At 43.4% G+C, this 13,969-nt stretch carries 12 protein-coding genes; 10 read left to right on the top strand and 2 right to left on the bottom strand.

Going from position 1 to position 13,969, the window contains the following annotated elements; translation table 11 throughout:
• Nucleotides 1-49: 49 nt before the first annotated feature.
• From D5281_RS08225 to D5281_RS08215, 3 genes are all read left to right on the top strand, one after another.
• On the top strand, nucleotides 50-967 hold the full coding sequence (locus tag D5281_RS08225) for a basic amino acid ABC transporter substrate-binding protein (protein WP_160559683.1): 918 nt from the start codon (nucleotides 50-52) through the stop codon (nucleotides 965-967).
• Nucleotides 968-1,123: 156 nt separating this feature from the next.
• A complete protein-coding gene (locus D5281_RS08220; protein ID WP_160559682.1) occupies nucleotides 1,124-1,825 on the top strand; it encodes an amino acid ABC transporter permease in 702 nt (233 codons plus the stop codon).
• Nucleotides 1,812-2,534 carry an amino acid ABC transporter ATP-binding protein gene (locus D5281_RS08215; RefSeq protein ID WP_330584889.1) on the top strand — a complete coding sequence of 241 codons (723 nt, stop codon included), beginning with the start codon at nucleotides 1,812-1,814 and terminating at the stop codon, nucleotides 2,532-2,534. The genes D5281_RS08220 and D5281_RS08215 overlap by 14 nt, the downstream gene beginning before the upstream one ends.
• A gap of 26 nt (nucleotides 2,535-2,560) precedes the next feature.
• On the opposite strand, the gene D5281_RS08210 is transcribed toward D5281_RS08215, so the two are convergent.
• Entirely contained in the window at nucleotides 2,561-4,408 is a 1,848-nt protein-coding gene (locus D5281_RS08210; RefSeq protein ID WP_160559681.1) for a DUF6020 family protein, read from the bottom strand.
• A gap of 179 nt (nucleotides 4,409-4,587) precedes the next feature.
• Here D5281_RS08210 and D5281_RS08205 point away from each other — a divergent pair, with 179 nt between their 5' ends.
• The 6 genes from D5281_RS08205 (at nucleotide 4,588) to D5281_RS08180 (ending at nucleotide 11,600) form a co-directional block, all read left to right on the top strand.
• Nucleotides 4,588-5,601 (top strand): glycosyltransferase, encoded by a 1,014-nt coding sequence (locus D5281_RS08205; RefSeq protein WP_330584888.1) that lies wholly within the window; start codon nucleotides 4,588-4,590, stop codon nucleotides 5,599-5,601.
• A gap of 169 nt (nucleotides 5,602-5,770) precedes the next feature.
• Complete coding sequence (gene hisC / locus D5281_RS08200) at nucleotides 5,771-6,823, top strand: histidinol-phosphate transaminase (RefSeq protein WP_160559679.1); 1,053 nt, start codon at nucleotides 5,771-5,773, stop codon at nucleotides 6,821-6,823.
• A gap of 137 nt (nucleotides 6,824-6,960) precedes the next feature.
• Nucleotides 6,961-7,806: a DUF368 domain-containing protein gene (locus tag D5281_RS08195; RefSeq protein ID WP_160559678.1), complete on the top strand. Its 846-nt coding sequence runs from the start codon at nucleotides 6,961-6,963 to the stop codon at nucleotides 7,804-7,806.
• 82 nt (nucleotides 7,807-7,888) lie between these two features.
• Nucleotides 7,889-8,770, top strand: a complete 882-nt coding sequence (locus D5281_RS08190) for a class I SAM-dependent DNA methyltransferase (RefSeq protein WP_330584887.1) — start codon at nucleotides 7,889-7,891, stop codon at nucleotides 8,768-8,770.
• Between the two features lie 14 nt (nucleotides 8,771-8,784).
• Nucleotides 8,785-9,663, top strand: coding sequence for an Hsp33 family molecular chaperone HslO (gene hslO / locus D5281_RS08185; RefSeq protein ID WP_160559677.1), 879 nt, complete (start codon nucleotides 8,785-8,787; stop codon nucleotides 9,661-9,663).
• Nucleotides 9,664-9,689: 26 nt separating this feature from the next.
• On the top strand, nucleotides 9,690-11,600 hold the full coding sequence (locus D5281_RS08180) for an NAD(+) synthase (RefSeq protein ID WP_160559676.1): 1,911 nt from the start codon (nucleotides 9,690-9,692) through the stop codon (nucleotides 11,598-11,600).
• A 172-nt stretch (nucleotides 11,601-11,772) separates the two neighbouring features.
• Here D5281_RS08180 and D5281_RS08175 read toward each other — a convergent pair whose 3' ends face one another.
• Nucleotides 11,773-12,255, bottom strand: a complete 483-nt coding sequence (locus D5281_RS08175; protein ID WP_160559675.1) for a hypothetical protein — start codon at nucleotides 12,253-12,255, stop codon at nucleotides 11,773-11,775.
• 213 nt (nucleotides 12,256-12,468) lie between these two features.
• Between D5281_RS08175 and D5281_RS08170 the strand changes: the two genes are divergently transcribed.
• The gene (locus D5281_RS08170) at nucleotides 12,469-13,965 is read left to right on the top strand and encodes a hypothetical protein (RefSeq protein ID WP_160559674.1); all 1,497 of its coding nucleotides are present in this window, start codon (nucleotides 12,469-12,471) and stop codon (nucleotides 13,963-13,965) included.
• Nucleotides 13,966-13,969 lie beyond the last annotated feature (4 nt).

The raw sequence follows: 13,969 nt of genomic DNA, 5'->3' as shown, positions 1-13,969 counted from the left end.
GTGTTTACAAAATTAATGCATAATTATGCATAAAAATGGAGGAGTAGTTATGAAAAAATTTATTGCACTTTTACTGGCAGCAGTTATGACAATGAGTCTGCTCACAGCCTGTGGAGGCGGTAACGCTTCGGAGACAGCATCAGATGCTGCCGGGGAGGAGAACACGGAAAGCGAAGGCGCGCAGGATGAGGCAGAAGCCCCGGAAACAGATGCGCAGTCTGAACCGGAAGCAGAGGCAGAGGATAGTGAGACAGAAGCGGGAGCCGATACAGAGGCTGCGTCAGAAGCATTAGCAGACGGCATCCTTACAGTAGGCACGAACGCAGAGTTCCCGCCCTTTGAGTATGTAGGTGATGACGGTGAACCGGACGGTTTTGATATTGCTCTTATTAAAGCAATTGGCGAGAAGCTGGGCGTAGAGGTTCAGGTTGAAAACATGGAGTTCGATTCCCTTGTGGCTTCTATCGGAAGCAAGGTGGATGTTTCTATTGCAGGGATGACCGTTACGGAGGAGAGACAGCAGTCTGTTGATTTTTCAGATTCCTATTATGAGGCCGTTCAGTATGTAATCCTTCCTGAAGGTTCAGAGATTGCTACGGCAGCAGATCTTGAAGGAAAGGCAATTGGCGTACAGCTCGGTACCACAGGAGATTTCATTGCATCAGATGATATTGCAGATGCCCAGGTTTCCCAGTACAATAAAGGAATGGATGCAGTTAACGATTTAATAAACGGAAAAGTTGACTGTGTTATCATTGATAAGAATCCTGCACTGGTGTTTGCAAGCAAGTTTGAAGGACAGCTTACAGCGGTTGATGGAGCGGAATTTGGTTTTGAGCCTGAGGAGTATGCCATTGCAATCCCGAAAGGTGATGCAGCTTTGGTAGCGCAGATCAATGCGGCTTTGGCAGAAATAAAAACAGATGGAACCTTTGATGAATTAGTTGAGACTTATATCGAAAACTAAAAACGCAAACAGCAGTATACGAAAAATAACGGACGCCACATTTCACAAGACGCCCTCATGTTAACAAACGCAGTCGTGCTTTGCATGTCAGCGTTGATAAAAGAGGATAGCACAATGGTTGCTATCCTTTTTTGAAAAAGGAAAGGAACTTATGATATGCAAGCATGGTTTGAAAAAACAGCCGAAAAGTTTGAGATGGCATTTGTAGCATCTGACAGGTGGAAACTTTACATAGAAGGGCTTGGCGTTACGCTGGAGATCGCTTTCTTTGCAGCGATTCTGGGGCTTTTGATTGGTACGGTGTTAGCCCTTATGAAGCTCTCTACCGGCAGAAATGGGAAAAAGACCATTTGGACAGTAATTGCGAATGTTTATATAGATGTGATTAGAGGAACGCCTTCTGTTTTACAGCTTTTGATCATGTGGTTTATCATTATGAAAAGCTGTAAGAATGGTACTTTAGTTGCCGTGCTTTCATTTGGTATTAACAGCGGCGCTTATGTGGCGGAAATTGTGCGCGCAGGTATTTTGGCTGTGGATAAAGGGCAGACGGAGGCAGGTCGATCCCTTGGACTTTCCAAAGCGCAAACCATGATTTATATCATAATCCCACAGGCAATTAAAAATGTGCTGCCTCCGATTGGAAACGAGTTCATAGTTCTTCTCAAGGAGACGGCTATTGTAGGCTATGTGAGCCTTACAGACCTTACAAGAATGGCCAATCAGATTTCATCAAGGACCTATGAGCCGTTTATGCCGCTGATAGGAGCCGCTGTCATTTATTTTGTCATTATTAAGATACTGACAATTTTGCTGGATATACTGGAGAGGAGGCTGCGTAGAAGTGATAATCGTTAAGGAACTGCACAAAGAATTTGAGGGAAATCATGTATTGCGCGGAGTCAATTATCATGTGCATCAGGGAGAAAAGATTGTGATTGTGGGGCCTTCTGGCTCAGGAAAAAGTACCTTTTTGCGTTGCCTGAATCTTTTAGAGACGCCTACCCGTGGTGAAATTTGGTTTGACGGACAGCTCATTACAGACCCGAAAGTAAATATTGATAAAATCAGGGAGCACATGGGAATGGTGTTCCAGAATTTTAATCTGTTTCATAACCTTTCCATTATAGATAATATTACGCTGGCTCCCGTAAAGCTGAAGCTTATGGGAAAAGAAGAAGCAAAAGAAAATGCATTAAAGCTTCTTGCAAGAGTAGGACTTAAGGAAAAGGCGGATGCCTATCCCAGCCAGCTTTCCGGCGGTCAAAAGCAGAGGATTGCCATTGTGAGATCCCTGGCCATGAATCCAAGAGTGATGCTTTTTGATGAACCTACATCAGCCCTTGACCCGGAAATGGTAGGCGAGGTTTTGGATGTTATGAAAGAGCTTGCGGAATCAGGCATGACGATGGTGGTAGTGACACATGAGATGGGATTTGCGCGGGAAGTGGGAACAAAGGTGCTGTTTATGGATGAGGGAAATATTATGGAGGAAAATACCCCTGCTGAATTTTTCAATCATCCGAAATGTGAGAGACTGCAGGATTTCCTCTCTAAGGTTTTGTAAAAATTGGAGCTGGCCCAAGGGCCAGCTTATTTTTCTTCCGTATTATGACGCAGCATCAGCATAGAGGTAATGATATAAAATGGCAGAGAGAAAACCATAAAATAGACATAGCGGAACTCTGAGGCAACCGGGGTTGCAATCAAAACAGTGAACAGCACAGCCACACTTGGCAAATAGAAAATTAATTTTGAGGTTTCCGATCGTACAAAGGCATTGCCGATACAGAAAATCAGTATCCAGCAAATGACACCCATACTCCAAAGAGGGCCGTACAGGGGAAGCATACCGCCAAGCTTAATGGAAATTTCTTTTATTTTAATGACCAAAGGACCACCAATGAGAGGAGTGTGTGAGACACCTAAGTCGGTGGCGCTGACACCTTCAACATCAGCCACCGGATAAAAGGAATCCGGATACCAGTAACCGTAGGTCTGATGAATATAGGCTGTTATATAATCGCCAGGGTAACGTAATCCCAGTTTCGCCCACAGCTTAAAAAATTCCCATTTATGGTCTGACAGATAATCTTGATTTCCGGCTCTGACTAACTCTTTGATATTGTCAGCGTAAGAAGGATCATACAATTTTTTAATATAGGTTAAATCTACCACATTTTCAATGAAATCCCTTTCCGCATCTGTGAGAACACGATCCTTACAGATAACGGCGGTAATCTGCTGGGCTGGAATGGCAAGAGACTCAATTAAGTCTGGCTGTGTAACCTCAAATGCCTGCATAACCGGATATTTTATGATAGCCGCACACAGAAAAATCCCCAGAAGGACAGGAACCATCACCCAAGCTTTTTTTCTGAAATAAATCAGTAAAAAGGGAAGGCAAAGTATAAAGGCATACCAGCCATTAGAGCGCAGCAGACACATTGCAAGTCCTGAAATTGCAAAAATGCACAGGTGGGGGATGCTTGTCTTTCTAAGCAGACATAAGGAGGAACAGCCAAGGCTGAGCATAGCGGCAGCAAAAAGAACATCCTTCCATATGGTAACAGAGTGGACGGCATGGTAAGGAATTAGTGCATAAAACAGAGTTACCAAGAGACAGATGCGGGTTCTCACACAGTATTTTTTCATGGTGAGGATGAAATAACTTACACTTAAGGCAAGGACGCACATCTGAAAAAAGGTATAAAAGGAAAGTGCAACCACCATACTACCGGTGAGCTTGTAACCAATAGAGTAAAGCAGCTTAATGATAAGAGTGTGCACCCAGGGATGATGATTGCTGTACGGGATAACTTTTACCACCTGCTCAAACTGATTGATGCTGTCCGGGGTCATGATACCCGGATATTGATACAGAAAATAGGGAAACCAGAAAATAAAGCAAAGCAGGAAAGCACAAAGTGCCGTGTGCTTTATGTAAAAGGAGCGCAAAAAGGTTAAAGCTTTAGAAAGCCATGGAAAACGACACCGGACGGCGGAAATCGGCTGCACAGGGTCATAGGGGTCCGTGAAAAGTACGCTGCGAAGGCGCACTTTATCTCCGGTGCAGGAAAAGAGAAAAATAAGTATATGATAAAAAAGGAATCCAAAGCCTAGAAATGTGGAGCAAATGATACCCATTCGGAACAAAGGGTTGGTAAGCGTGTCTATATATCTGGGGTAATCCACAGCCATATAAAAAACCGTGAAAAGAATGGAAATGACCACGGAGGTTACCGTTGTCTTTCGGTTTTTTCCAAGATGAGACCGATATAGGTGCTCATCCACATAGCAATAAAAGAAAAAGCTAAAGAGAAAGAAGACAAGGGTTAAAATATTTCCTGGTTCCATGCGGCTTGCTTTCATAAGTGCCCATGTAGTAAAAAAGCTCTGGGTCGCTTTTATGGTAAGTCTGGTCCTTAACATGGTTTTCATGGTATTTGCTCCTGTTCCTTAAATATGTCTTATGTTATAATTAGCATATGTGCCAATGTAAGTTTTGTCTACGAAATGGGTTTACATGATTGCGTAAATTCCGGCATTTAGAAACACTATATCGTATAACACTATTGTTGTCAATGAATATACTTAATAAAAAGCAGGAGGATAGAAGCGTGGTCACGATTAGTTTGTGTATGATTGTAAAGAATGAAGAAAAGATTTTAGCAAGATGCCTTGACAGCATCGGGGATCTGGTAGATGAGATTATTATTGTGGACACAGGGTCTGAGGACGGGACAAAGGAGATAGCCGCCAGATATACGGATAAAGTTTATGATTTTAAATGGTCCCAGGATTTTGCAGAGGCAAGAAATTTTTCCTTTTCAAAGGCGAAATGCGATTATATTTATTCTGCTGATGCGGATGAGGTTTTAGATGAAAGCAATCGGGAAAAATTCAGGATTTTAAAGGAAAAGCTCATACCGGAGATCGAGATTGTACAGATGTATTACGCAAACCAGCTATCCTTTGGAACTGTGTACAATTATGATAAGGAGCTCCGCCCCAAGCTGTTTAAGAGACTGCGTACTTTTTGCTGGATTGAGCCGGTGCATGAGACAGTGCGTCTTTCCCCAACTGTGTTTGACAGTGACATAGAAATTACGCATTTACCGGCAGGCAGCCATGCAGGAAGGGATTTGGAGATTTTCCATAAAATAGTCGGGGAGGGCGGAGAGCTGTCAGACCGGCTTAAAAATATGTATGCCAGAGAACTTATGATTTGCGGAACGCCGGAAAATTTTAGAGAAGCGGAAGCGTATTTTACACAAATAGCAGACAGTGGAGAAACAGGACAAGACCAAATGAAAGAGGCAGTGTGCATTGTGGTGAAAGGTGCAAGAATGCGTGGGGATTACCTGAAAATGTATCGCTATGCCATGAAGGATATCGCCAGTGAGGGTGTAAGCGAAGTGTGCTTCGAATTGGGAGAATACTATTTTGAACGGGAAGAATATCAGGAAGCCACCATCTGGTATTATAATGCGGCATATGAGACACAAAGTATCCTAAATATCCATACCGGCGGTGATTTCCCTCTTGCGAGGCTTTCCGACTGCTATGATAAGATGGATCTGCCCAAACAAGCGGAAGAATACAGGCAACTGGCAAAAGAGTGGAGTGTATAAAAGATATTTAAAAGGTATTAAAGAAATGTAAAGATATCCATGAAAGGATGAATTGTGCTTGCGAAGAAGCCCTTATAATGTTACCATAGGGGCTGGCAGATATTGTAAATATATAAAAATGAGAAATGCCCAGATGGATAGCAAATAACCTGGCAGCGAGGAGGATGAAATGAGCTGGGAAAAAAATGTGAGAAGGGTAGAGCCCTATGTGGCCGGAGAGCAGCCTAAAAGGGAGGGAGTCATAAAACTAAATACCAATGAATGCCCCTATCCCCCTTCCCCTGAAGTCGGAAAAATACAGGAAGAAATGGATTACGGGAAGCTTCGTCTTTATCCGGATATGCATGCAGAAAAGCTGGTGCATGCATTGGCAGACTATTATCACGTAAAGCCGGAGCAGGTGTTTGTGGGTGTGGGATCGGATGATGTGCTTGCTATGGCTTTTATGACCTTTTTTTATGGAGACAAGCCAATTTTGTTTCCGGACATTACCTATTCCTTTTATAATGTGTGGGCGGAAGTATTCAGAATTCCTTATAAGGTCTGCGCCCTCGATTCGGATTTCCGCATTAGAAAAGAGGACTATCTGAGATCCAACGGGGGAATTGTAATTCCAAATCCCAACGCGCCTACAGGCGTGCTGGAGGATGTGAGCCTTTTTGAGGAGATAATTGCGGAGAACCCGGATTCCGTGGTGATTGTGGATGAAGCTTATGTGGATTTTGGCGGAACAAGCATGATTCCGCTGATAAATCAATATGACAATCTGATGGTGGTGCAAACCTTTTCAAAATCCCGTGCAATGGCAGGGGCGCGGATTGGCTTTGCCATTGGAAATGAAAAATTGATTCATTATTTAAAGGATGTAAAGTTTTCCTTTAATTCCTACACCATGAACATGCCGGCGATCGAGATGGGGACAGCGGCTGTTTTGGATGATGCCTATTTTAAGGAGATGATAGGAAAAATTGTAAAAACCAGGGAGTGGACAAAGGAGCAGTTAAAAAGGCTTGGATTTTCCTTTGCCGATTCGAAGGCGAATTTCTTATTTGTAAGCCATGAAAAGGTACCTGCAAAGGATATTTTTCTTGCCCTTAAAGCAAATAATATATATGTAAGGCATTGGGATAAGGAAAGGATAAGCAATTATCTGCGCATCACCATTGGAACAGATGAGCAGATGGAGAAGCTGGTTGCGTTTTTAGAAAATTATTTAAAGTAACGCAGGCAAAGCTTGCGATATAGGACAATAAGCTCTGCTTATTGTATGCAGGAGGTGTAAGTTTGGAAGTAAACTTCCAAACTCTTTATTAGTGGCAGTACCACAAGCAAAGCTTGCGGTATGCAGGAGGTGTAAAAATGATTAAGAACATTTTAAAAGGTATTGTAATGGGAACTGCTAATATTATTCCCGGCGTCAGCGGAGGAACTATGGCGGTTTCCATGGGTATTTATGACAAGATGATTCACAGCGTCACCCATTTATTCAAGGAACTGAAAGAGAGCCTAAAATTTTTGATTCCAATTGCGATAGGAATGGGCATTGCACTGGTAGGGCTGTCTTTTGTGATTGAGCCTGCTTTTGAACATTTTCCGCTGCAGACTAACTGCCTGTTTATCGGCTTGATTGTGGGAGGGCTTCCCGCTGTCTGTAAGAAGGTGAAGGGAAAGGGGATTAAAACCAGTTATATTCTTCCTTTTCTGATTTTTTTTGCAGTTGTGGTAGGAATGGCTGCCATAGGGGAAAAGGAAGGCGCTGCTGCCGACCTGTCATTTAGTCTTTGGTCTGTAATGAAACTTTTTGTGGTGGGTGTCATTGCTTCGGCGACTATGGTTATACCTGGGGTTAGCGGTTCGATGATGCTGCTGCTTATGGGATATTATAATCCGATTGTAGCGTCAATTAAAAATTTTGTTACGGCGCTGGCATCTTTCGATGTTGCGGGTATGATACAGGGATGCGGTGTTTTAGTGCCTATGGGAATCGGAATTGTGGCAGGTGTTTTTGCCATTGCAAAGCTGATTGAAGTTATTTTTGAAAAGTTTCCCATTCAGGCATATTGGGCTATCATTGGATTGATTGTGGCTTCTCCTTTTGCGATTTTCCTGTTGGGAGATGTGGGTACAATTACGGTGCCGGGTATTGTGGTCAGTGTGGTGACTTTTGGAATTGGTTTCGTAATTGCTATGAAGCTGGGAGAATAGATTGAAAAATCAGAGATTTTTCAATCAACAAACTTGTGCATGCGCCCAAATTTGAGGGCTGCTGGCAAGAATGGAGAATGCTGTGGAAGCGTATACGGATTTTGCCGGAGTGTATGATATTTTTATGGAAGATACGCCCTATGAGGAGTGGGCGGATTTTTTGGAAGATTTAATAAAAAAATATGGAATTTCAAAGCCCTTGGGCGAGAGGAAAGATTTTTCAAATGGAGAAGGGAATCTGACCTTGGCGGGAACCGCTGGGAGAGAGGATGAAAATCGTATGGTGCAGGAGGAAGCTTTGGAGACAGAGCGGAATCTGGTGCTGGATTTAGGGTGCGGAACAGGTACATTGACAGAGCTTATGTATGCAAAGGGCTACGATATGATTGGCGTAGACAATTCGGAGGCAATGCTGCATGAAGCTTTGGAAAAAAAGGAAAAATCCGGCAGTGAAATTCTCTATCTTTGTCAGGATATACGGGATTTGGATTTGTACAGTACTGTTGGGACAGTGCTGAGTGTGTGCGATTCATTCAATTACCTTTTGGAAGACGATGAGATAGAGGGTGTGTTTTCGCTGGTGAACAATTACCTGTATCCCGGCGGTCTTTTTATCTTTGACTTTAATACGGTTTATAAATATGAAAAGGTGATAGGGGATACAACGATCGCAGAGAACAGGGAAACCTGCAGCTTTATTTGGGAGAATTATTACCATGAGCAGGAGAGGATAAATGAGTATGACCTGACAATCTTTGTAAAAGAGGAAAAAAGCGGGCTGTTTCGGCGATTTACGGAAACCCACCTGCAAAGGGGATATAGGCTTGATGAAATGCTTGGGTTTGTGGAAAAGGCGGGGATGGAAGTGATACTTGTGCTGGATGCGGACACCCATGAAAAGCCGGGTGAGATGAGTGAGAGAATTTATGTGGCAGCCAGAGAGCGTGGAAAGCAAAAAGGCTAAGGAAGGAATAGATTATGTCAGATTATATTGTCAGGGTAACGGCCGCAGGCGCACAGATCAGAGCTTTTGCGGCAACCACCAGAGATCTGGTGGAGGCGGCGAGGAGGGCTCATGATACCAGCCCTGTTGTAAGCGCGGCTTTAGGGCGCCTGATGACAGGCGGTGTTATGATGGGCGCAATGCTAAAAGGAGAAAAGGATTTACTCACCCTGCAGATAAGCGCAGATGGACCGGTAAAGGGGATGACAGTCACCGCTGACGGACAGGGAAACGTAAAGGGTTACGCGATACAGCCCCAGGTAATGCTGCCCCCTAACGCATTAGGCAAGCTGGACGTGGGAGGCGCAGTCGGAAAGGGAATGCTCCGGGTCGTAAAGGATTTAGGGTTAAAAGAGCCTTATGTGGGGCAGACTGCATTGCAGACAGGAGAAATTGCGGAAGACCTCACTTACTATTTTGCCACTTCGGAACAGGTGCGTTCCAGCGTAGGGCTGGGTGTGTTGATGGAAAGAGATAATACAGTCAGGCAGGCCGGGGGATTTATCGTGCAGCTGATGCCCTTTACAGAGGATAAGGTAATTGCCGCCCTGGAAAAGAATCTGACCGAATTTTCCTCTGTGACAAAGGTACTGGATGAAGGAAAAGCCCCTGAGGATATGCTGGGGATTCTCTTAAAAGGACTGGATTTGGAGATCGTGGATACTTTGCCCGCGCAGTTTTACTGCGGATGTGATAAAAAGCGGGTTGAGCGGGCGATTATCAGTATCGGTAAAAAGGAAATCAAAGAAATGATTTCCGAAAATAAGGATATTGAGGTGAACTGCCATTTTTGCAATACCTCTTATCAGTTTTCGGTAAAGGAGCTGAAGGAACTGTTGGACAAAAGTAGATAAGGATGTTTATATGCGGGGGCATAAAGATGAAGCATGGATTTATTAAAGTGGCAGCTGTTACACCAAAGGTGAAGGTTGCGGACACAATTTTTAACAGAGAACAGATTTGCCAGGGAATTGAGAAAGCGATGGGAGAAGGGGCCAAGGTGCTTGTTTTTCCTGAGCTTTGCATAAGCGCTTATACCTGCGAAGATTTGTTTTTACAGGAAAGGCTTCTTTCCTCCTGCAAAGAACAGCTGATCAGGATAGCGGAATTTACGAAGGGGAAGGATGCGCTTGTATTTGTGGGGCTGCCCTTTGAGAGAGAGGGAAAGCTTTACAATGTGGCGGCGGCTGTCTGCGATGGAGAAGTGCTTTGTATGATTCCAAAGACCTTTATCCCGTCTTATGGAGAGTTTTATGAGACACGGCATTTCAGAGCAGGAAATAAAAAGGCTGTTTGGGTGAACTTTAACGGAAAAGAGATTCCTTTTGGCACCAATATTCTGCTAAAGGGCGAAGGGATGGAAGAACTTTTGATTGGCTGTGAAATCTGTGAGGATATTTGGGCGCCGGATGCGCCGGGGATTTCTCATGCCATGGCGGGAGCAACCTTATTGGTGAACCTTTCCGCCTCCAATGAGACAGTAAATAAGGATACTTATCGGGAGATGCTGGTCAGATCTGCAAGCGCCAAGCTGATTGCGGGGTATATATATTGCAGCAGCGGGGAGGGAGAATCCACCCAGGATTTGGTTTTTGGCGGCCATAATATGATTGTAGAAAACGGCAGTGTGCTTGCGAAGGGGGAGCGGTTCGAAAATCAGACGATTATCGGGGATATTGATATAAATAAGCTGCGGATGGAACGGAGGAGGATGAATACCTTTGCATGTGGTGATTGCCCGGATTATCAGATAGTTCCCTTTACTCTTAAAAAAGAGGAAACGAAGCTATCGCGAACCTTTTCCGGGATGCCCTTTGTGCCTGAAAACAAGGATGAGAAGGAAAAGCGCTGTGATGAAATTTTGTCGATCCAGTCCATGGGGCTTAAGAAACGACTGGAGCATACGGGATGTAAAAAAGTGGTAATTGGCGTATCAGGGGGACTTGATTCTACGTTGGCGCTGCTGGTAAGCGCAAGAACCCTTGATATGCTGGAAATCCACAGGGAAAATATCATTGCTGTCACGATGCCTTGCTTTGGAACCACGGACAGGACCTATGAGAATGCTTGCAAGCTCACAGAGATTTTGGGAGCCGCCTTAAAAGAGGTGGATATCAGGGAGGCAGTGAGCGTTCATTTCAGGGATATCGGCCAGAGTATGGATAACCATGACGTAACCTACGAAAACAGCCAGGCAAGGGAGAGAACCCAAATTTTAATGGATATAGCCAACCAGGAAAACGGCATGGTAATTGGTACCGGGGATATGTCGGAGCTGGCTTTAGGGTGGGCCACCTACAATGGAGACCATATGTCCATGTACGGGGTAAATGCAGGCGTTCCTAAAACCCTGGTGCGCCATCTGGTGCGCTACTATGCGGACACCTGTGGAAATGATAAGCTTAAGGGAATTTTACTGGATGTACTGGATACGCCGGTGAGCCCGGAGCTGCTTCCGCCGGTAGATGGTGTGATTTCCCAGAAAACGGAGGATTTGGTGGGACCTTATGAGCTCCATGACTACTTCCTTTATTATATGCTGCGTTGCGGCTTTGAGCCGGAAAAAATTTTTCGGATTGCAAGGCTTTCCTTTGCAGGGCAGTATGAGGATGGGGTTATTTTAAAATGGATGAAAACTTTTTATAAAAGATTTTTTTCCCAGCAGTTTAAACGCTCCTGTCTGCCGGACGGCCCTAAGGTGGGCAGTGTGGCGGTGTCCCCCAGGGGAGATTTGCGGATGCCTTCCGATGCATGCGTAAGGGTGTGGATGGAGCAGCTGGAAGGACTTTAGAATTACCCTGCAGCACACTGCATTGTAGGCTTGATATTTTGTATCCTGCAATACAGTGGACTGCGGGGTTTTTGATTACAATAAGCCAGCTTGAAAAGCGTGGCATCCGTAGCTTTAACAGCAATGCTTCGCGTTTTATGCCTAATTATGCCAGGTAAGCGCATCAGCACTCTTATGTAGGCGAGGGCGAAGCGGAGGGGTCTGCAGAGGGTGAAGGCGATGCGGCCTTGCTAAGTGAGGATTTAATGGCATTTAATAAAACCATAGAGGTATATTTGTTGTCGTCCGCATAGGTGATATTATCCAGCGACTGGTTTTTCAGGATCTGATTTGCCAGGTCGTCAAAGGAGGGCTCAAGGAGCGGAAACATGGTTGTTACGGCTTCATCCAGATTAACAATACGGATATCGTTGATGTTGGTTTCATCTACGGTGACCTCCACATCTACCGCGTTGTCGTTTAAAACCAGGGATGTAGTGTAAATGCCTGGGACATAGACAGCAGAAGGTGTTTCTATAGTGGTTTCCTGCTTTTTATCCTTTGGTACAAACATGATAATGAGGAGAATGATAAATAATATTCCCAGCAGTGCAAACAGGCCGGTATATATTAATTCTTTCAGATGAAGTACAACAATTTTGGTTTTGGAGCTCATAGGCTATCCCCGTTACATTCTTTTTATCATATTATTATTTATGGCGGGGATTTATGCCTTGTTGCTTTAGAAACTTTATAGCTAAGAAGTTTTTTCGGAATAAGAGGGCGGCCGCGTTCGGATTGTGAAAGATTCCATTGAGAACATGGTTGAAACATATTATCATATATGATAATATGTTTCATATATAAATAATATGGAGGTACCGGGATTGTGTATCAATTTCTAAAGAACCCACAAATAGAAAATATATATGATCTATTTGCATATTGTTGCATGTTCCTTTTAGAAGCAGCAGATAAAAGAAACTTTGCTCCATCTGAAAATGGCAGCGAAAAATATAATGATATTGCAAATGCGGTTGATACCTATATAGTAAATCGGGAGATAGAGGGAAAGAGAAATTCACTGCTTATGTTACTGGAACAGTTACATATGATTTGTGGATTTGAATGTACACCCGAGCAGGCATTTGACATAGCCAGAACAATTGATGATTACATAGACTTAGAAGAACCTGTACCGGACAGTACGAATTCTAATGCTTATTTTGTCAGATATTCAGCATTAAATATACATTTTACGAGTGATATTAGGATTTTGCCGGTTTTGGACAATACATTTATGACAAGAAGTCAAGCCAATTTTTCTAATGATGGCTATCCTATGCTGAGGAACACTAAGGCATCTAATAGCTCTATGCTGGGCAGCTATTTTAAAAATTATATTATTATGGAAAAGGGGACGATTGAGGAATTTCCGGTAAATGTTTCCAGGGTGCGTGGAGATAGTGGGTTAGGAAAATATTATGAAGGTAAAAATAATATAAAGCTGACGTTAATACCATTTACACAGGTTGATTTGGATGAGATTCAAAATATTAGATATGAAGGCAGGTATTTTTCTTGTGAAGGAATGAAATCAGGACAAGAAGAAAGACTACTCAGTAAGCAAAAACGATTATTCGAGCTCTTAGCGCAAGAAAATGCGACAGATTTTATCATATTTCCTGAAATGCTGTTTACAGAAAATATGACACAGTGTAGCATAGGGCGGAATGAAAGGCCTGAGATGGTGGTAAATGGCAGCGTATGGGAGGATGGATATAATTATAGTACAATATGTTTATGTGGCAATGAAGTGTATAAACATTATAAACGTTGTCCATATATAGCCAAAAGACATGAAGGTGGGGAAAGTGGGAAGGAGAGGGAATATCAGGAAAAATTAAATCCTCTTGGTAAGAGCAATAAGACCTATAATATTATAGAGGCCGGAAGCTTTGGACGAATAGCCATTGGAATATGTAAAGACATAGATGACCCAAGTATGTTATTACTGTGGCGGATGCTCCGAGTGAATTTACTTCTAGTGCCGGCCTTTTCATCATCTGCTGACCTGGAAAGTACCGCTGAATCGTTAGCGTCCCTCTATAATATCATTGTTGTACTTTGTAATGCTTGTTCGGCTGTTGGAGGTTTGAAGGAAGAACAGCAGGCAGCATTGCCATCTAAGGCAATTGGATTTATTGCATTGCCGGCGAGGAAAGGGAAAAAGAGGACATCCGTTCTGGAATATTATTATAAAAAGGATACCTGTAGTAGTTGTGTAGATGTGTGTATGGGACATAAAGCCATTATCAAATTTGATGGAAAGCGTATAGTGCCAGGAACTGATATCAAAACTTTTGACTTTGAATGGATTGGGTGATGGA

The organism is Parablautia muri (assembly GCF_009917485.1).
Lineage (GTDB): Bacteria > Bacillota > Clostridia > Lachnospirales > Lachnospiraceae > Suilimivivens > Suilimivivens muri.
This window is presented reverse-complemented; position numbering and strand designations above follow the sequence as displayed.

Coding starts and splice junctions, on each gene's coding strand:
- D5281_RS08225 (WP_160559683.1), top strand. CDS start 50: ATGAAAAAATTTATTGCACTTTTACTGGCAGCAGTTATGACAATGAGT.
- D5281_RS08220 (WP_160559682.1), top strand. CDS start 1,124: ATGCAAGCATGGTTTGAAAAAACAGCCGAAAAGTTTGAGATGGCATTT.
- D5281_RS08210 (WP_160559681.1), bottom strand. CDS start 4,408: ATGAAAACCATGTTAAGGACCAGACTTACCATAAAAGCGACCCAGAGC.
- hisC (WP_160559679.1), top strand. CDS start 5,771: ATGAGCTGGGAAAAAAATGTGAGAAGGGTAGAGCCCTATGTGGCCGGA.
- D5281_RS08195 (WP_160559678.1), top strand. CDS start 6,961: ATGATTAAGAACATTTTAAAAGGTATTGTAATGGGAACTGCTAATATT.
- hslO (WP_160559677.1), top strand. CDS start 8,785: ATGTCAGATTATATTGTCAGGGTAACGGCCGCAGGCGCACAGATCAGA.
- D5281_RS08180 (WP_160559676.1), top strand. CDS start 9,690: ATGAAGCATGGATTTATTAAAGTGGCAGCTGTTACACCAAAGGTGAAG.
- D5281_RS08175 (WP_160559675.1), bottom strand. CDS start 12,255: ATGAGCTCCAAAACCAAAATTGTTGTACTTCATCTGAAAGAATTAATA.